This is a genomic window from Janthinobacterium sp. RA13, from assembly GCF_000745325.1.
Classification (GTDB): Bacteria; Pseudomonadota; Gammaproteobacteria; order Burkholderiales; family Burkholderiaceae_D; genus Janthinobacterium; species Janthinobacterium rivuli.
Map to the genome: position 1 here is coordinate 3,015,889 of NZ_JQNP01000001.1, position 18,775 is coordinate 3,034,663.

At 62.8% G+C, this 18,775-nt stretch carries 14 protein-coding genes; 3 read left to right on the forward strand and 11 right to left on the reverse strand.

Features of this window, described 5'->3' with window-relative positions; all coding sequences use genetic code 11:
- Nucleotides 1-2: 2 nt before the first annotated feature.
- The gene (locus FG13_RS30690; RefSeq protein ID WP_081922567.1) at nt 3-1,049 is read right to left on the reverse strand and encodes a lysozyme inhibitor LprI family protein; all 1,047 of its coding nucleotides are present in this window, start codon (nt 1,047-1,049) and stop codon (nt 3-5) included.
- Between the two features lie 175 nt (nt 1,050-1,224).
- Between FG13_RS30690 and FG13_RS13410 the strand changes: the two genes are divergently transcribed.
- A complete protein-coding gene (locus FG13_RS13410; protein ID WP_035821568.1) occupies nt 1,225-3,384 on the forward strand; it encodes a dipeptidyl-peptidase 5 in 2,160 nt (719 codons plus the stop codon).
- A 55-nt stretch (nt 3,385-3,439) separates the two neighbouring features.
- Here the strand turns inward: FG13_RS13410 and FG13_RS13415 are convergent, their stop codons facing one another.
- The 5 genes from FG13_RS13415 to FG13_RS13435 all read right to left on the reverse strand — a co-directional run bounded on the left by FG13_RS13415 (nt 3,440) and on the right by FG13_RS13435 (nt 9,006).
- Nucleotides 3,440-4,732 (reverse strand): MFS transporter, encoded by a 1,293-nt coding sequence (locus tag FG13_RS13415; protein WP_035821571.1) that lies wholly within the window; start codon nt 4,730-4,732, stop codon nt 3,440-3,442.
- A gap of 155 nt (nt 4,733-4,887) precedes the next feature.
- Nucleotides 4,888-5,619: a BON domain-containing protein gene (locus tag FG13_RS13420; RefSeq protein WP_035821574.1), complete on the reverse strand. Its 732-nt coding sequence runs from the start codon at nt 5,617-5,619 to the stop codon at nt 4,888-4,890.
- Between the two features lie 104 nt (nt 5,620-5,723).
- On the reverse strand, nt 5,724-6,419 hold the full coding sequence (locus FG13_RS13425) for a hypothetical protein (protein WP_035821577.1): 696 nt from the start codon (nt 6,417-6,419) through the stop codon (nt 5,724-5,726).
- 153 nt (nt 6,420-6,572) lie between these two features.
- A complete protein-coding gene (locus tag FG13_RS13430) occupies nt 6,573-8,294 on the reverse strand; it encodes a dipeptidyl-peptidase 3 family protein (RefSeq protein WP_035821580.1) in 1,722 nt (573 codons plus the stop codon).
- 112 nt (nt 8,295-8,406) lie between these two features.
- Nucleotides 8,407-9,006 (reverse strand): short chain dehydrogenase, encoded by a 600-nt coding sequence (locus FG13_RS13435; protein ID WP_035821582.1) that lies wholly within the window; start codon nt 9,004-9,006, stop codon nt 8,407-8,409.
- Nucleotides 9,007-9,118: 112 nt separating this feature from the next.
- Between FG13_RS13435 and FG13_RS13440 the strand changes: the two genes are divergently transcribed.
- On the forward strand, nt 9,119-10,036 hold the full coding sequence (locus FG13_RS13440; RefSeq protein WP_035821584.1) for a LysR family transcriptional regulator: 918 nt from the start codon (nt 9,119-9,121) through the stop codon (nt 10,034-10,036).
- Between the two features lie 9 nt (nt 10,037-10,045).
- Here the strand turns inward: FG13_RS13440 and FG13_RS13445 are convergent, their stop codons facing one another.
- From FG13_RS13445 to FG13_RS13455, 3 genes are read right to left on the reverse strand one after another with little or no spacing between them, the layout of a single operon-like run.
- The gene (locus FG13_RS13445; RefSeq protein WP_035828064.1) at nt 10,046-11,518 is read right to left on the reverse strand and encodes an efflux transporter outer membrane subunit; all 1,473 of its coding nucleotides are present in this window, start codon (nt 11,516-11,518) and stop codon (nt 10,046-10,048) included.
- A 50-nt stretch (nt 11,519-11,568) separates the two neighbouring features.
- Nucleotides 11,569-13,167 (reverse strand): DHA2 family efflux MFS transporter permease subunit, encoded by a 1,599-nt coding sequence (locus tag FG13_RS13450; protein WP_035821585.1) that lies wholly within the window; start codon nt 13,165-13,167, stop codon nt 11,569-11,571.
- Between the two features lie 6 nt (nt 13,168-13,173).
- Nucleotides 13,174-14,388: an HlyD family secretion protein gene (locus FG13_RS13455; protein WP_035821587.1), complete on the reverse strand. Its 1,215-nt coding sequence runs from the start codon at nt 14,386-14,388 to the stop codon at nt 13,174-13,176.
- Nucleotides 14,389-14,532: 144 nt separating this feature from the next.
- On the opposite strand from FG13_RS13455, the gene FG13_RS13460 reads away from it, so the two are divergent.
- Complete coding sequence (locus FG13_RS13460; RefSeq protein WP_035821589.1) at nt 14,533-15,249, forward strand: TetR/AcrR family transcriptional regulator; 717 nt, start codon at nt 14,533-14,535, stop codon at nt 15,247-15,249.
- 23 nt (nt 15,250-15,272) lie between these two features.
- Here FG13_RS13460 and FG13_RS13465 read toward each other — a convergent pair whose 3' ends face one another.
- Together FG13_RS13465 and lpdA are read right to left on the reverse strand one after the other, a co-directional pair.
- Nucleotides 15,273-16,448: an STAND family AAA ATPase gene (locus FG13_RS13465; RefSeq protein ID WP_035821591.1), complete on the reverse strand. Its 1,176-nt coding sequence runs from the start codon at nt 16,446-16,448 to the stop codon at nt 15,273-15,275.
- A 530-nt stretch (nt 16,449-16,978) separates the two neighbouring features.
- Nucleotides 16,979-18,766 (reverse strand): dihydrolipoyl dehydrogenase, encoded by a 1,788-nt coding sequence (lpdA, locus tag FG13_RS13470; RefSeq protein ID WP_035821594.1) that lies wholly within the window; start codon nt 18,764-18,766, stop codon nt 16,979-16,981.
- Between the last annotated feature and the right edge of the window lie 9 nt (nt 18,767-18,775).

The window sequence follows — 18,775 nt, forward strand, 5'->3', positions numbered from 1 at the left end:
TTTTAGTTCTCCAGCAAGTCTTGCAGTTGCACATTGCGCCGCGACGTTAGCCGGCCGGCCCAGGTTTCGCTCGTCACGGACGGATAGCGCACGGCGCCAAAGTTCATCCAGGCATCGCGATACGCCAGCCACAGGCGCTGGGTGGCGCGGATGCCATCCTTGCCCACGGCGCCCGCATGGGTTTGCGCCGGCTTTTTCATGAGCTTGCCGTAGATGGCGTTGAGTTCCTTGTCGAGCGCCGCCGCCTGTTCCTTTGTCATGCTGGCCGGCAGCTTGCCCGCTTCGTACTCGCGCAGATCATGCGCCAGCAGATCAAGCTCGGCCGTGCGGGCGGCGATGCTCAGGGCGGCGCGCGCAGTGCCGCTCAAGTCCGTTTCATTGGCCGCGCGCGCATCGGCAAACTTGCTGGCCGCCGCCTGCAATTTTTGCAGCGACGCTTGCGCCGCGGCAGGCATGCTCTCGCTGACTTTACCTGTCGCCTGCCCGCGCACTCTTTGTTTCTGGCGCGCATCGATGGCGCTGCACACGCCCATCATGTAGCCGCTGGTGATGTCGTCGCACAAATCGATCATGCCGCGACCGCTGGCATTGATCTTCTGCAAGTGCTCGATACGGCCCCGCATCTCGGCCGGCGCCGCGTCGATGCTGCACGCATACTTTAGCGCCAGCAACGGGTCTTTTTGCACGCCCTGTCCATTCTGGTACAGCATCATCAGGACGGCGCTGTTTTGCGTGGCCATGGCGCAATGGCGCGCGGGACGCCAGTCGGCCGGCTTGGGCGCGGACATACTCTTGGTATCGTAGTACAGGTCGGTAGCCTGGCATTGCTGCAGGGACGCCACGGCCGATGGCGCCGGCAGGTCGGCGGGCGGCGGCGCCGCATCCTTGACCTTCAGGCAGCCCGCATACCAGGCCGTGCTTTCCGCGTGACCGACGCCCATGGCGCTGGTATTCGGGTACGGTGCGACGGCAGCGGCAAAAACCGGGGCCGCCAGCAGGCAGCTCGCGCCCAGCAATATCGTTTTCAATAAGGGTAGACTAATTTTCATGGCCGGCCAAAGGTAGCGTCAGTAAAAGAACAAGTTTAACTGATCAGCCATGGCGCGCCCGCCCGATACGTGACACTCCCGCCTGGTAAGTAACGGTACCCAGCCTTGGCAGTGCGGGAAAGCATGGGCAATAATGTTGCCCGCTGTACTTTTTTCACTACTCCGGACTACGCCCATGACCTCACCCCGTCTTCGCCGTTCCCTCGGCTCGCTGCTGATCGCAGCGGCCTGCGCCTCGCTTGCCCATGCCGCCGATACCAACGCCACCACCCCAGTTGCCGCCACGCAAATGCAAGCCAGACACGCCATCACGCATGAAGATGTGTGGCTGATGAAACGTGTGGGCGCGCCCGTCGCCAGCCCGGATGGAAAGTGGGCCGTGTTTTCCGTGGTCGACAGCGCCTACGATAGCAAGGAGCAATGGTCGGACCTGTGGATCAAGTCACTGCTTGACGACAGCCCCGCGCGCCGCCTGACCTATTCCAAAAGCGGCGAAAGCGCCGTGGCCTGGTCGCCGGACAGCCGCCAGCTCGTCTTCGTCGCCAAGCGCGACGGCGATGAAGCGGGCCAGATTTACCGCCTCGACGTGGCCGCCGGCGGCGAAGCCCAACGGTTGACGAGCTTGACCATGGGCGCGCGCATGCCGAAATGGAGCCCGGACGGCAAGCAATTGCTGTTCATCAGCGATATCTATCCAGGCAACAAGACGGAAGCCGACGTCAAGCAAAGCGCGAAAGAGCGCAAGGACCGTAAATACAGCGCCCGCTCGTATGAAACGACGGCGCCCCGCTATTTCGACAAATGGCTGACCGACAAGCAGGTGCGGCTGTTCGTCGTCGATGCGCAAGCGGACGCCAAGGGTGAGAACACAGCGCGCGACATCCTGTCGGGCACGCAACTGGTCACCCTGCCGGGCTTTGGCGGCGGCCAGGGCGACGAAGGACAATCGCTGGACGCCGTCTGGACGCCGGACGGCAAGGCTGTCGTCTTCAACGCGGCCACCAACCGCGACGCGGCGCAGCGCGAGGCCGTCGTCTCGCAACTGTATCTGCTACCCGTGGCGGGCGGCGAAGCGCAGCGTTTGACGCAGGATAAGTACAGCTATGGCAGCCTGAAATTCGCGGCCGACGGCAAGACCCTGTTCGCCTTGAGCGACGCGGAAACGCCAGGCAAAGTGTATGACGTGAAACGCCTGGCCAGCTTTGCCTGGCCGATGAGCAACCCGGCGCCAACGATTTTGACAGCCAAGCTGGACCGTTCAATTTCCCGCTTCGTGCTGCCCGAAGGCGGCAAGCGCGTCCTGTTCAGCTATGAACATGCGGGCCTGGAAAAACTGTACTCGATCGACGCCAGGGGTGGCGACGTGCGCGAGGAGCCATCCTTGCCGACGGGTACCATCAACTCGCTGAGCAGCGGCGGCAAGGCCCTGGTCGGTGTGTGGGAGTCGTCCATCAACCCGCCGGAAATCTATGCCTTCAACGGCAAGCAGCCAAAGCGCTTGACGGCCTTCAACACGGAGAAAGCCAGCAAGATCGACTGGCAGGCACCCGAGCATTTCTGGTTCACGACGGCCGATGGCCGCCAGATCCACAATATGCTTGTCAAGCCGGCCAATTTTGATCCGAACAAGAAATACCCGCTGTTTACCGTCATCCACGGCGGCGCGGCCAGCATGTGGCGCGACCAGTTCGTGCTGCGCTGGAACTATCACTTGCTGGCCAAGCCAGGCTATGTCGTGCTGCTGACCGACTACAAGGGTTCCACAGGCTATGGCGAGGAATTCTCGCGCTCGATTCAGTTCGACCCCTTGAAAGGTCCGGGCGATGAAGTCAACCAGGGTGTCGATGAAGCCATCAAGAAATACCCATTTATCGACAGCACGAAACTGGCCGCCGGCGGCGCCAGCTATGGCGGCCACCTGGCCAACTGGCTGCAAGCAACCACCACGCGCTACAAGGCCATCGTCTCGCACGCGGGCGAAATGGACTTGATCATGCAATGGGGCACCAGCGATGGCGGCTTCGGCCGTGAAACGAATGCAGGCGGCCCCGTCTGGTCGAACCTGCCCGTGTGGCGCGACCAAAGCCCCATCATGCAAGCGGGTAATCACGAAAAAGGCACGGGTTTCACGACACCGATCCTGATCACCGTGGGCGAGCTCGATTACCGCGTGCCGGCCAACAATGCGCTGATGAACTTTGCCGTGCAACAGCGCCTGAACGTGCCGGCGAAACTGCTGGTCTTCCCGGACGAAAACCACTGGATATTGAAGGGCGAGAACAGCCGCTTCTTCTATAGCGAAGTCGAAGGATGGCTGGCAAAGTATTTGAAATAATCGCGCTACACGCTTCTTGAAAAGCCAGGCTACGCTCATGCGGGCCTGGCTTTTTTCATGCAGGCTGAGCGGTGGCCACGGCCGCCTTCTGGCGCTGGATCGCCAGCACCATCAGCGCGGCCACGAGGCAGGCGGCGCCGGCCGCAAACAGGGCCGGGTTGTAGGTCAGCATCAGGGTGCGGATGCGGCCCGCCCCATACGCGGCCACGGCGGCGCCCAGTTGGTGGCCAGCGAAGATCCAGCCGAAGACCATGCCCGCCCGCTCCCGCCCGAACGTGGCGCCCACCAGTTTCACGGTGGGCGGCACGGTGGCGATCCAGTCCAGGCCGTAGAACATGGCGAACAGCGACAGGCCGTACAGGGTGAATTCCGAATACGGCAGCCAGAACAATGATAAGCCGCGCAAACCGTAATACCAGAACAGCAGTTTGCGGTTGTCATAGCGGTCCGACAACCAGCCGGACAAGATCGTGCCGAACAGGTCGAACGCGCCCATCATGGCCAGCACGGAAGCGGCCGGTACGGCGGACAGGCCCGAGTCGCCGCACAGGGAAATGAAGTGGGTCTGGATCAGTCCGTTGGTGCTGAGGCCGCAGATGAAGAAGGTGCCGAAGAGTATCCAGAAGGTACGATTGGACGCCACGCTGCGCAGAATCAGGAACGGCGTGACAAACGTCATCTTCGCTGCCGGCGCCACCATCAGCGGCGTGGCCGGGTCGGCGCCGTAGGGACGCAAAGCCACGTCCTGCGGACGGTTGCGCATGCACAGGAAAGCCAGCACGGCGACGACGGCACAGGCGATGAACACGGGCATGACGGCCGTGCGCCAGCCGTAGTGCTCGATCAGCCAGGCGCCCACGGGCAGGAACAGCAGCTGGCCCGTGGCAGAGCTGGCCGTCAGCACTCCTACCACCAGGCCCCGGTGCGTCTCGAACCAGCGGTTCGCCACCACGGCGCTCAAGACCAGCGCCGTCATGCCAGAGCCCAGCCCCAGCAGGATGCCCCACAGGGCCACCAGGTGCCAGAACTGCGTCATGCGCGTGGCCAGCAGCATGCCGGCGGCGATCAGGCCCAGCGCCACGCAGATGACATTGCGCAAGCCAAAGCGTTCCATCAGGATGGCGGCGAACGGCCCCATCAGGCCAAACAGCACGAAGCGCACGGCCAGGGCCGAGGAAATCTGCTCGGCATCCCAGCCGAATTCGCGGCTCAGGGGCTGCATCAGTGCGCCTGGCAAGCCCAGCGCGGCGGACGAGGTTAATGCCGTGAGGAAGGTGATGGCGACGATGACCCAGGCAAAGTGCACGCCGCGCCGCGCCAGCCATTGCGAAAAGGGATAGGAAAGCATGCAGTCCTCATGAGAAAAAGTGAATACCGGTCAGCATCAGCCGACAGGATTTTCCTCATGTTATATTATGATCGTAATTTATACAATCAAAAAAACTGGAGCCGTATTGCTGCGTACGGCTCCAGTCCTGGCTTGAGCGCCGGTGCAGAATGCGCTTATTTCACCTTCAAGCCATTCTTCACATCCGTCACGCCTTCCACGCCACGGGCCAGGTCGGCGGCTTTTTTCACTTGCGCTTGGGAAGGCACGAAGCCGCTGAGCATGACGACGCCGTTGACCGTTTCCACGTGTACGTCGAGCGCTTTCAAGTCGTTGTCCTTGACGAGGTCAGCCTTGATTTTCGTCGTGATGACGGAGTCGGCCACGGCCGTCTTGGTGCTGCCGGCCGCGTTGCGCGTCACGCAAGCGGCCTTGGCCGTCGCATCCATGGCGTCGCAGTTTTCCTTCGTCGTGGCGGGCGGATTTTGCGCCACGTTGGTGCCATCCCTGGCGCCCGTGTTGGCGTCAGCCAGCGCGGCCGTTTTCGCCGCCTTGGCATCATTCATGCACGTGGTTTTGTCGGCGCCCGTGCGGTCGCCGCACTTGGCCTTGGCCAGGTCATACTCGGCATTGGCGACATCCTTGCGGGCCTTGCCCAGTTCGCGCGGCGTGTTGCGGTATTGCGCCACGGCGTCCGAATCGGCCTTGGCGCGCGCCACCTTGGCTTCTTCCACGCAGACTTTTTTCGCGTTGCCGCTGTGGCTGTCGCAGGCGGCCTTGGCCTGCTTGTAGTCGGCCGATGCCTTGTCCGTCAAACTCTTGTACGAGGCATCCTGCGCATACGCGGGCGTGGCGGCAAGCAGGGCACTGGCACTGGCGGCCAGCATGAGTGCGATCATTTTGTTCATGATGGTTCCTCTCTGGTTAGTTGATGCCCAGATTAGACCCCTGCCGCGCACAAAGCTCCGTGCGACAGCACACGCTGACAGTCCATTCACATAAAAATCAGCGTTTATTTGTCGCCGCTCAAGCCCTTCCGCCACAATACTTGCGCCTGTTCAAATATTGAAGCGGACTCATCAAATACACCGGCGCCATCGGCCAGCGCCAGCCATGCTTGCGTGGCGTGCGAACTGCCTGCGCCGCCGCTTGCGACTTCACCAGCCGCACGCACGCCGCGCATCCAGGCGAGCACATCCTGGTACTGCCCGGGATGGCGTCCATGCATCCAGGCCAGGGCCACCAGGTCCGCATAGCCCTCTTCACGGCGCGTCTCGCGCAACTCCTGCGCCAGCGGGGTCAACTTGCCTCGCTGCATGCTGCGCGGCTCGACAAAGCCGCGTGGCAAGGCATGCCAGTCGCCCTGCGCATAGCGCCGGCAGTGGCCGATCTCATGCGCCGTCATCGCTTCCATCATCAGGCCGTGGCGCGTGGGTGGCACGCCCTGCAAGATACTGTCCGCCTGCGCATTGCCGCGCAAGGACAGCACCAGCTTGCAGCGCCCAGCTTCGTAGCCCAGCGCCAGCGGCACGGCGCCGGGCGCATCCTGCGGCTGCACGATGATATCGATGGGCAAGCCCTGCGTGCGTGCGTACTCGATGACGGGTTTTCCCGCCTGCAGCCAGCGGGTTTCCAGATCAGTGATTTGGGCGGCGGCCACGGCGGGCAAGGCAAGGGACACACTCAACAGCGAAAACAGTTTCAACATGGGATCGACGGGAAGAAAGGAAGATTTACAACTGCAGAGTAAGCGGTGAAAATATTTCCACAAGGAAAAACTGGCAACTTTTCATAAATAAAGACGAAAAAAAACCGACGCAGAATGCGCCGGCTTTTCACACTGATAATAATCAAGGTCAGCTTATTTCTTCGCCGCCTGGTCCAGCGCGCGGGCCGTGACGAATTCCGGGCGGATATCGTTCGGTACGGCCTTCATCTTGTCGAGCGCCACTTGCACCTCAGGGCGGATCACCACGTATTTGGTCATCAGGTCTTTCGCGCGCGCATAGTCGCCCGTCGCCTCAATAGTCAGAAATTCACGGTCCAGGTCGATCACGGCCTGCTTGATCTTGCCAAAATCAACGCCGAACTTGCCATCGCCCAAGGACACAAAGCCGCCCTTGTCGAGGATGTAATTCATCTGGATGGCCATGCCGCGCGCGTGCGAATCCGTCAAGCCGAAATGCAGGGTGCGGAAACCGGAGGCGAGGAAAGTGTTGTACAGCTTGCGCTCGGCCGCGTCGCCCTGGCCCAGGGTGTCGTTCAGTTGCCCCTTGTCCATCATGTAGCGCAGCGCGAACAGACCCGTGATATCGGCCTTGGCTTCCTCGATGGTCGAATAGGCTTCCTTCAAGTCCTGGCGCGGCGTCGAAGGCTTGCCGTCGACAACAGTCGCATGCGGGCCCAGGCCGTGCATGATTTCATGCGCGAGGATGTGCGTGAAGAAGGAATTGAAGTCGACGTCCTGCTGCGCTTCGGGCGTGAGCACCAGTTTCGAGATCGGCGTCAGGGTAGCCTTGAACTTGGCTTCCTGCACGTTTTTCAACATGACGCGCTTGGAGCCGCGCGCGCTGATGATGCGCTCGTCGTTCGGCAGGTTGTAGGCAGCCGTCTGCACGGCCATGTTGCCATCGCCGGCGCCATACACCTGGTTGACCACCACCATCGGCGCCAGCGCGCCCACTTTCGGGTTGCGGTACTGGGCGTCGAGCGGCAGGTTGTCTTCCAGTTCCTGCATGTGCTTGGCGAAGAAGTTCAGCTTTTGCGTTTCCGCCTGGTCGCGGATGTTCACGTACGCTTCGAAGGCGGCCTTGTAGCCGAACAGCTCGTCGTTATACGTTTCATACGGGCCGATGGTGATGTCGACGGGCGAATCGAGGTCCATCCAGGCGAAGTCGGACGGCAGGTAGTCATTGTCGAGGAAAGCCTTGGCGCGCAGGGTCAGAAATTTCTTCAGGGATGCATTGTCCGTGGCGGCGGCCGCCTCGTCGAGCAGCCTGGCCAGCTGTTTCAGCTCCACCTTGTACTCATCCGAGTACTTGACGGTCTGGTACTTGCCATCCTTGCCCGCGCGAATCGTCGTGAAGAACCATTGCGCCTGCTGCTTGTCGTCCGCCGGCAAGCCATTCATCCACGTTTCCAGGCTGGCCTTGGTGGCGCCCTGCGGATAGAAATTGCCCGCTTCCGGCTTGTGCGCGGGAATGGCGATGCCCGCATAGCTGGCCGGCATGAACGAGGCGTGCGCGTCGAGTACCGACCATGGCCCCTTGTTGATCCAGAAATAGTTCAAACGGGCCTGGCCCAGCTTTGATTTGTCTTTCTTCAATGCGGCCCACAGCGCTTCGTTGCCGGACCAGCGTTGGCGCAATTGCAGCACGTCGACCAGCTTGGCCGCCTCAACCAGCTTGGCGATGGCCTGGCGGTCGCCTGCGGACAGGTGCGTGACATCGGCAGTCAGCGCGACGGGCGCATAGCGGGCGCTCATGCTGGTCAATTGTTGCGCCGTAGCGGGGGCGGCTGGCGTTGCGGCGCAAGCGCTGCCGACGGCGGCGGCCATCAGCAGGGGAATCAGGATGTTTTTCATGGGGCCTCGGTGTATGGTTCACAGCAAGAAAGCGCCCCGCGCTGTTACTGCGCGTCCGCTTCCTTGTTCAGCCTGCGATTGTCCCACCTGCCCCCATGGCATGGCAAGCGGCTTACCAGACCTTGTACACCTGCCCCGTCTGCGCCCCTTCCACGCTGCGGCTGTAGGCCAGCGCCACTCTGCTGGCGGCGGCCGGCTCGAAGCCATAGAAGAACGGACCATATGCTTCCAGCGATTCGGCCAGCACCGTCGGGCTGACGACATTGATGCGCACGCCGCGCGCCAGTTCGATGGCGGCGCCCCTGACAAAACCTTCCACGGCCGCATTCGTCATGCTGGCGGCCGCGCCGAAGCGGATCGGCTGCTCGGCCACGATGCCGCTGGTGAGGGTGATCGAGCCGCCGTCGTTCAGGTATTCCTGCGCCACCAGCGCCACGTTGACCTGGCCCATCAGTTTGCTGTCCAGGCCCAGCTGGAACTGCTCGGGCGTGAAATCGGCCAGGGGGCCGAAATGCAGTTTGCCGGCCGTGACGACGACGGCGTCGACCTTGCCGATGCGCTTGAACAGGGCGCGCACCTGCGCGATGTCGCCCATGTCGGCCTGGTGCGTGCCGGTGCGGCTACCCACTTCAATGATTTCATGGCGTTGCGCCAGTTGTGCGGTAACGGCCTTGCCGATGGTGCCGCTGGCGCCAATGATGACGATTTTCATGCTGCTTCCTTGTGTGGGTTGAACGATGCAGCCAGTATGCGCCGCTTCCAAAAAGGAATAAATGCGTTAAAATTTACAAGATTACCAACTCATAGTTTGCAATCAAGGCGCCATGGATAAATTGCGCAGCATGGAAATCTTTGTATCCATCGTCGACCAGGGCAGTTTCACGGCCGCCGCCGACACCTTCCGCATCTCGCCCGTGATGGTGGGCAAGCACATCAAACAGCTGGAAGAGCGGCTGGGTGCGCGCTTACTGGCGCGCACGACGCGGCGGCAAAGCCTGACGGAAATCGGCCAGCAGTATGTGGAACAGTGCCGCCAGATCCTGGCGCAGATCGCGGCGGCCGAAACGGGTGCGGAAGCCATGCGCGCCACGCCGCGCGGCAAGCTGAAGATCACGGCGCCCGTGTCCTTCGGCAGCGAATGCATCGCGCCGCTGATGGCCGACTATCTGACGGCCTATCCGGACGTGAGCCTGGAACTCAATTTGAATGACAGGATGGTGGATCTGGTGGAGGAAGGATTCGATGCGGCCATCCGCATCGGCAAGCTGGAAGATTCCGGCATGGTGGCGCGGCCCTTGCGACCGTATGCGATGGTGATCTGCGCTTCGCCCGCCTACCTGGCAAAGCACGGTACGCCGCGCACGCCGGACGATCTGGCGCGGCACGAATGCGTGGATTTCATGCAATGGTCGCGCCACATGCGCTGGCGTTTGAGCGGCAAGGAAGCGCGCCACGATGGCGCTGCGGTAGAAAGCCGCTTTCGCTCGAACAATGGGCAGGCGCTGCGCATGGCAGCCCTGCATGGCTTCGGCATCGTCATGCAGGCGGAGATTTTACTGGCCGACGATATCGCGGCGGGACGGCTGGTACCGCTGCTGGCCGACCACGTGCCGGCGCCGCGCCTGATGCATGTGCTGTATCCGCGCGACCGCCAGCCCACGCCCAAGCTGACGACCTTCATCGATTTTCTGCTGGAACGCTACGGGCCGGCGGCGACACCGCCACCGGCCACGCTCACGTAATCGTCGTGCCTAGTTCACCTTCGCGGCTGGCGCGGATGCCAGCTTGGCCAGCTCGCCATCCGGCTGCCAACCTGCCCCCAAAGAGCGCGCCACGGCGACCGTCGCCAGCAAGCGCTGCGTCTTGATCTGCGCGGCGGCGCGGTCCGCGGCCAGTGAGCTGCGCTGCGCATCCGTCACGTCGAGGTAGGTCGAGATGCCGCGCTCGTAGCGCGTGCGCGCCACCAGGTAGGCGCGCGCCGCCGCTGCTTGCGACAAAGCTTGCGCGTCGCCCTGCAACTGGCGCTGCTCCACGTCGGACAGCGCATCTTCCACTTCGCGCAAGGCCGTCAAGAGCTTCGTTTCATGGTTCGCCACGGCTTCCGCATAGCGTGCCTTGGACAGGTCAAGATTGGCCTGGTTGCGGCCGCCGTCGAAGATCGGCAAGGACAGGGCCAGCGGACCAAAGCTGAACTGGCGCGAGCCGCCCTGCGCCAAGTCGCGCAGCTTTTCCGAGGCGTAGCCGAAATTGCCCGTCAGTTGCAGCGTCGGATAAAACGCGCCTTCGGCCACGCCCACTTGCGCATTCGCCGCGCGCAGGCCCGCCACGCTGGAGACCAGGTCCGGACGGTGCGCCAGCAGGCTGGCCGGCAGGCCGACAGGGATACCTGGCGGCAGCGGCAGGGCCGATGGATCGGCCGCCACCGGCAATTGCAGCGCCGATGGAGGCTTGCCCGTCAGGGTGGCCAGGCTGTTTTCCAGCTGGTTGCGCTGGCGCTTGACTTCATGCAGGTCGGCCTGTGCGTTCGACAGTTCGACTTTCGCGCGCGCCAGGTCCAGCTCATTCGTCAAGCCCGCGTTGAAGCGCGCCTCGACCAGCTGGGCCGACTCGCGGCGCGTGTCCAAAGCGCCATTCAGGATCGCCATTTCCGCATCGAGGCCGCGCAGTTGCCAGTAATTGCTGGCCACTTGCGACGACAGCATCAACAGCACGCCGTCGCGGTCGGCCTGCGCCGCCAAGGCTTGCGAATCGGCCGCTTCGACCATGCGTTTTACACGGCCCAGCAAGTCGACTTCATACGACAGTGAGCCCCCCACGGAGAAGTTATTGCCGCTGATGGAGCGGTTGCCCAGGGCCAGGCCCTGCGAAGTGTTGGCCGAGGTGCGCGAGTTCGAGATGCCCGTGCTGACGTTGACGCTCGGGCCCTGGTTGGCGCGCGCCGTGCCGCTTTGCGCCAGCGCCTGCAGCAAGCGCTCGCCGGCCGCCTTCACGCCGGGGTTGTCCTGCAGCGCGCTCTGTTCCAGGCGATTCAGGGTGGCGTCGCCGTAGATGCTCCACCACTCCTTGGGCAGCTGGGCGGCGTCCGCCGCGGATGCGCCGTGGCGGAAGGTGTCGGCACCGGCCACATTCGCCGGGGCGGTGAAATCCTGGCCCACGGTGCCGCAGGCGGAGAGCGCCACGGCAAGGGAAGCGGCCAGCGCGATTTTCGTCAATACTGTTTGCATGATGTATACCTTCTTGTTCTTGAGGTGCTGCACGTGCGGACTGTGTGCGGTCAATGACCGCCGCCACCGCCACCGGGGGCTTTGAGTTTGTCGGCCAGCCACAGGGGCACGATGCAGGCCAGCAGGATGGCGCCGATCAGGAAGAAGCCATCGTTATAGGCCATCACATACGCTTCGCGGCGCACGATGCCGTCGATCGCCTGCAAGGCCTGGTTGCCGGCCGTGACGGCGTCATAGCCCTTGGCCATGAACGACGACGTCAGCTGGTCGATGCGCAGCTGCGTGGCGCTGGAATAGGCATTGATCGCTTCGCCCAGGCGCTGCGAATGGAAATGCTCGCGCGTGCTCAGGGCCGTGGCCAGCAGGGCGATGCCGATCGAGCCACCGAGGTTGCGCGTCATGTTGAACAGGCTCGAAGCGGACGCCATGTCTTTCGGTGCGATGCCCTTCATGGCGAAGTTCGACAGGGTCAGCATGACAAAGGGCTGGCCCAGTGCGCGCACCACCTGCGACCACAGCAGCTGGTCGTAGCCGGTGGAAGCGTCCATATAGGCATTCATCATGCACGAGCCGCCAAACAGCAGCAGGCCGATCGAACACAGGATGCGGTTGTCCACCGTCGACGACAGCTTGGCGACGAACGGCATGATGAACAGCTGCGGCAGGCCCACCCACATGATGACTTCACCGATCTGCATCGGCGAGTAGCCGGCGATCTGGCCCAGGAACAGGGGCAGCAAGAAGGCCGAGCCATACAGGCCCATGCCCGTCACGGCCGACAGCACGGTGGCCACTAAAAAATTGCGCTGGCCGTACAGGCCCAGGTTGACGAACGGTTCGGCGCGCGTGGCGCTGGTGACGACCCAGCCCAGGATGCCCGTCAGGGCCAGCGCGGCAAAGGTGATGATGAAGCCCGAGTCGAACCAGTCCTTCGAATTGCCCTCTTCCAGGAAGATGGTCAGGCAGCCGAGGCCCAGGGCCATGAAGAAGATGCCCAGCCAGTCGGCTTTCCAGAACAATTTGAGCTGCAGCGGCTCCTTGTCCAGGCCATAGATCATGCCGACGATCAGCAGCACGCCCGGCACCCAGTTGATGTAGAAGATCGATGGCCAGCCATACAGCTCGGAGAGGTAGCCGCCCAGGGTCGGACCCATGGCCGGCGCCAGGGTGGCCGTCAAGCCGAAGATGGCCATGCCGACGGCGCGCTTCGATGGCGGCAGCTTGAGCATCACCAGGGTGAACGCCATCGGGATCAGCGCGCCGCCCGTGAAGCCCTGCAGCATGCGGAAGACGATCATGCTTTCCAGGTTCCAGGCCGCCCCGCACAGGGTGGAGAACAGCAGGAAGAAAGCGGTGGTGCCGATCATGTAGGTGCGCAGACCAAACACGCGCGCCAGCAGCGCGGTGAGGGGAATGACGATGATTTCCGCCACCAGGTAGGCCGTGGAAATCCACGAACCCTCTTCCTGGGTGGCCGACAGCGAGCCAAGGATATCCTTGAGCGAGGAGTTCGTGATCTGGATGTCGAGCACCGCCATGAAGGCGCCCAGCATGCCGGCGGCGACCGCCAGCCAGGTGCGCCCGGAGACTTTCTCGTCGAGCACGGGAAACGCGGGCGGCTTCGCCAGCGTGGTGGAAGGGCTGCTCATGGAAGCTTAGCGCGTGGTGGTCTGGGCGACGGGAGCAGCTGGCGCGGCGGCGTGGCGCGGGGCCTCGGCTTTGTCCTGGGCCGCATTGGGCTGATTCACTTCCACTTCGGCGATCACCGACATGCCCGGCACCAGGCGGCCATTCATGGCCTTGACGTCTTCCGGCTGGAAGACGATTTTCACGGGCACGCGCTGGACGATCTTGGTGAAGTTGCCGGTGGCGTTATCGGCCGGCAGCAGGGCGAATTGCGCGCCCGAGGCAGGCGCGAAGCTGTCCACGGTACCCACCAGTTTCTTGCCCGGCATGGCGTCGATGGTCACGTGCACGCTCTGGCCGCGGTGCAGGTCGGCCAATTGGGTTTCCTTGAAGTTGGCGGTGACCCAGACGTTGTCCTGCACGATGGCCGTCAATTGCTGGCCAGGCTGCACGCGCATGCCCGTTTCCACGTTGCGCTTGCCGATGCGGCCGGCGACAGGGGCCAGGATGCGGTTGTATTGCAGCTGCTGTTCCGCGTCCTTCAATTGCACGCGCAATACAGCCACTTGTGCCTTGGCCACGTCGCGCGCAGCTTGCGCCGCGCCGATCTGCGCCTTGGCGGCCGAGGCGCTGTCGCGGCGGGCGGCCAGGTCGGCCACGGCGCTCGAGCGGGCCGCATTGGCCGCGTCGAGTTCCGCTTTCGACACGGCTTTCATCTGGCTCGTGTACAGCTGGCCATAACGCTCCGCATCCTGTTTTGCGCGCAGCAATTGTGCATCGGCTTGCGCCACTTGCGCCTGGGCGCCGCTCGCTTGCGCCTGCACTTGCGCGATCTGCGCGTCCGCTTGCAGCACTTGCTGCTCGGCGCTGGCGATCTGCGCGGCAATTTGCTCGGTTTTCACGCGCTGGTCGAATGGGTCGAGTTCGGCGATGACGTCGCCCTCTTTCACCATTTGATTGTCGTCGATGAAGACCTTGGTGACGACGCCGGAAATGCGTGCCGAGACGGGATGCACGTGGCCGGCCACGTAGGCGTTTTCCGTTTCCACGAAATAATGGCTGCGGTACCACATGCGCGCGCCGGCGCCCAGGGCGACCAGGACGATCAGGCCGGCGATGATTTTCACGCGATTGTTAGGTGGTGCGGAGCTGGCCGAAGCGGCGGGCGCGGAAGGTGCGGCAGGGGCCGCGGGTGGGACGGCACTCAGCACCTTGTGCTCTGCTTGGCCTGGCTGGTTGGACATACTTGCTCCGGAAATGAAATGATATATGTTCATTATTGGGCAAAGAAAAGCCAAAGTCAAGAAATGAAACGATTGCATTTCATTTTAATTTGCACTACAGTGTGAGCCATCACTTACCTTCCCACTTATAAAGAGACCCTGACCATGCCCGATCCCGGCCTCAGCGATACCTTGCCTACCGATACAGAATCCGGCGACGCCCAGGAACTTTCCTGCTGCGGCAAGCCAGCCGGCCGGCCGCGCGCGGCCGACATGGAAGCGCGCATGGAAAACCTGCTGCACACGGCCGGTTGCCTGTTTCTGGAAAAGGGGTATGGAAAGGTGAGCCTGGAAATGATCGCCCGCGAAGCCCATGTGGCCGTGCGCACGATTTATGTGAAGTTTGGCGGCAAGTCGGGCTTGTTCAATGCCGTGGTGGAATTGCGCCGCGCCGCCTACTTCTCGACCATGCCGGCGCTGGAAACGGATATGCGGCCCCTGCCCACCATTCTGGGCGAGTTCGGCCTGCTGTTCGTGCAGCTCGTCACCATGCCGGCGGCGATTCGCCTCAATCGCATGGTGGTGGCCGAAGCGGCCACGCATCCGGAACTGGCGGAAACGTTTTACAAGGTGGGACCGGGGCAGACGCGCGAGATGCTGACGAGGTTTTTCAGCCGCCCCGATATCGCGCCCCTGTTTCGCGCGGAATTGACACCGTCCATGCTGGCGCTGCACCTGCTCAATTGCCTGCTGGGCGACCAGATGTCGCGCCTGCTGTTTCCGCCACAGGCGCAACCGGATGTGGCGCAATTGCGCGCCAAGGTGGCTTTCAGTCTCGACCTGTTCCTGCACGGCACCCTGCGCCAGCCGCTGGCGGCCTGACGCGGAACGGTTGGCCGGGGAAATCAGCCAGGACGGCTGCAACCCTCCGGCACCGCCGCTGCGGCGTGCTCCTCGCTCAAGCCCAGCGCGCGCAGGAAAGGCTGGGCCGCTGACGCGCCATCAACACTGAGTGAAGACTCACTTCCATCGTAGCGGTCCGGGCCATAGCGCATCAGGTCGAACGAGGTTTCAAAGCGCTGCGCCAGGAAATACGTGCGGAAGTAATCGAAGGAAAACGCCACCTGGCCATCATCGCGCAGCAGCAAGCCCTGCGCATACAAGGGCGCCAGCCAGTCGCCGGCCGCCATGCTCCAGCCCTTCACGCCACAATAGTCGCTGGCAAAGCGCTCCAGTTCCGCCTCGCTGAGGAAGACGGTCTTGGCTTCGAACATCACGAACGCCAGCTCGATCAGGAATTCGCGCGCATCGGCAGCCACGCCTGCGTTTTCGCGCTGCTGCGCGCCCGCCTTGCCCAGCAAGCCGTCGAGATAATCGCGCTCGACTGCCAGCTGCGGCAGCAAGGTGGCAAATACATACTCGGCATCCACCTGCCCCGTTTCCTGACCATTCGGCGTGTACAGCACCGACAGGGCGAAGTGCTTGCTCACGTCATCGAACTCGCGCAGGGACACCGTCCACTGCGTGCCTGCCGCGCCGCCATCGGCCGCGGCCTCGCCTGTACCGAACTCGAGCACGGCAAACGCCGCCATCTGGCCTTGCGCACTGTACAGGCTGCCCGGATTGCTCTTGAACAGGATGCCCAGCGACTTCATCAGCGAACTGGCGTCGCCCGTATGCTGGTGGCCATGAAACACGGCGTGGATATTCTTGTAGTGCGCGCGCTGCTCGGCACTGGCGTGCTCGTCGGCGGAGAAAAAGCTGAAACCGGCATTGCCCAGCGCCGCAGCCGCGACACCCTGCGCGCGGCTGCCCGGCACCAGGTAGAAGCGCGCGCCAGGCAAGCTGGCCGCCTGCAGCAGGGGGCGCAGGAAGTATTCGTAGACATACACGGGCGTCGTGCCGGCACAGGCGTCGAGCGCCACCAGCTGGCCCGTAAAGAAAATCGCATCGATCTTCTTGCCCGCCGCCAGGATAGCGGCCACGTCCTGGTACAAGGCATGCAGCATCACGGCTTGCTCTTGCTCATCGGCCCGGCGCAAACGGACATCGGCAATATGAAGGGCGGTAAATTTTTTCATCGTTGCAAAACTCTTTCAGTACAGCGGAATTTGACCGAACCCCACGCTGGCAACATTCCTGGAAAAATCACACGCTTCTATTGAAGCAGAACATGGTGACAGACCTCCATTCTGCCACTTTTTCCACACGGCAATACTCACCAATGTTCACATGGGATGGATCTGCCACAAGCCATCTGCGGTTTACGCTGCCCAGATCAAGGGATAAAAAAAAACCCGCAATATCGCTTGCGGGTTTTTGAGTGTGCCTACTGGCGGCTAAACCATCAACGTTTGCGCGGCGGCGGCAAGTCCGTGCACACGCCTAATTCGGCGCGCTTTTGCAAACCTGCCGATCGACTCGCCCAGGGTCGGGTGCGGGTGCATGGTCTTGCCGATGTCGGTGCCGTCGCAGCCCATTTCGATGGCCAGCGCGATTTCGCCGCTTCATCGTTCACCTGTCGCCCGCGTGCGTGCCGGCAATCGTTGGATAGTAAAAAACCCCACAATCGCTTACGGGGTTTTTAGTGTTACGACACAGCGCTACAACATCAGCGCTTGCGCGGTGGAGGCAAGTCCGTGCACACGCCTTCGTACACTTCGGCGGCCATACCGATCGATTCGCCCAGGGTTGGATGCGGATGGATGGTCTTGCCGATGTCGGTGCCGTCGCAGCCCATTTCGATGGCCAGCGCGATTTCACCAATCATGTCGCCCGCATGCGTGCCGACGATGGTGCCGCCGATGATGCGGTGCGTTTCCGCATCGAACAGCAACTTGGTGAAGCCTTCGGCGCGGCCATTGGCCACGGCGCGGCCCGAAGCGGCCCAAGGGAAGTGGCCCTTCTCGACCTTGATGCCCTTGGCTTTTGCTTCGTCTTCCGTGATGCCGGCCCATGCCACTTCCGGATCCGTGTAGGCGACCGATGGGATCACCTTGACGTCGAAGTGCGACTTCTGGCCGGAAGCCGCTTCCGCAGCCACGTGGGCTTCATGCACGGCCTTGTGCGCCAGCATCGGCTGGCCCACCAGATCGCCGATGGCGAAGATGTTTGGCACGTTGGTGCGCATCTGGCTGTCGACGTTGATGAAACCGCGGTCCGTCACTTGCACGCCAGCCTTGTCGGCGGCCAGCTTCTTGCCGTTCGGGCTGCGGCCCACGGCCACCAATACCAGATCGTAGATCTGTGGCGCCGGTGCCGTGGCACCTGCTTCGGCAGCTTCAAACGTGACCTTGATGCCTTCCGGCAGAGCCTCGACGGCCACCGTCTTGGTCTTGGTCATGATGTTGTCGAAGCGCTTCTCGTTGAACTTCTGCCACACCTTGACGGCGTCGCGGTCCGCGCCCTGCATCAGGCCATCCATCATTTCGACCACGTCGATGCGCGCACCGAACGTGGAATAGACGGTGGCCATTTCCAGGCCGATGATGCCGCCGCCGATGACCAGCATGCGTTTCGGGATCTGGCGCAATTCCAGCGCACCCGTCGAATCGACGATGCGCGGGTCTTCCGGCACGAATGGCAGCTTCACCACGGACGAACCGGCCGCGATGATGGCTTGCTTGAACTGCACGACTTTTTTCGAGCCGTCGCCTGCCGTCACTTCGATGTGGTTCGCGGAGAGGAACTGGCCCACGCCCGTGACGACTTGCGTCTTGCGCGCCTTGGCCATGCCGGCCAGGCCGCCCGTCATGTTCGAGATGACGCCTTCCTTGTACTTGCGTACCTGGTCGATGTCGATGGTCGGCTTGGCAAACGTCACGCCCGTGTTGGACATGTGCGCTGTTTCGTCGATGACGGAGGCGACGTGCAGCAGCGCCTTCGACGGAATGCAGCCCACGTTCAGGCACACGCCGCCCAGTGTCGCGTAACGCTCGACGATAACCGTCGACATGCCCAGGTCGGCCGCGCGGAACGCCGCCGAATAGCCGCCAGGACCGCCGCCCAGCACCATCATGTCGACGTCGATGTCGACCTGGCCGCTGTAATTGCCGGCCGGGATGGCGGCAACGGCTGCAGCTGGTGCCGCCGCTGCAGGAGCCGGTGCCGCCGCAGGCGCAGCAGCGGCCGCCGGTGCGGCTGCGGGAGCAGCAGCGCCGTCAAGCGCTTCCACCACCAGCAGCGCGCTGCCTTCGGCGATCTTGTCGCCGACCTTGACTTTGACTTCCTTGACGACGCCCGCGTGGGTCGACGGAATCTCCATGCTGGCCTTGTCCGATTCGACCGTGATCAGGGACTGGTCCACCTTGATGGTGTCGCCGACCTTGACCATCAGTTCGATCACTTCGACTTCCTTGAAGTCGCCGATATTCGGTACTTTTACCTCTACTGTGCTCATCAATCGCTC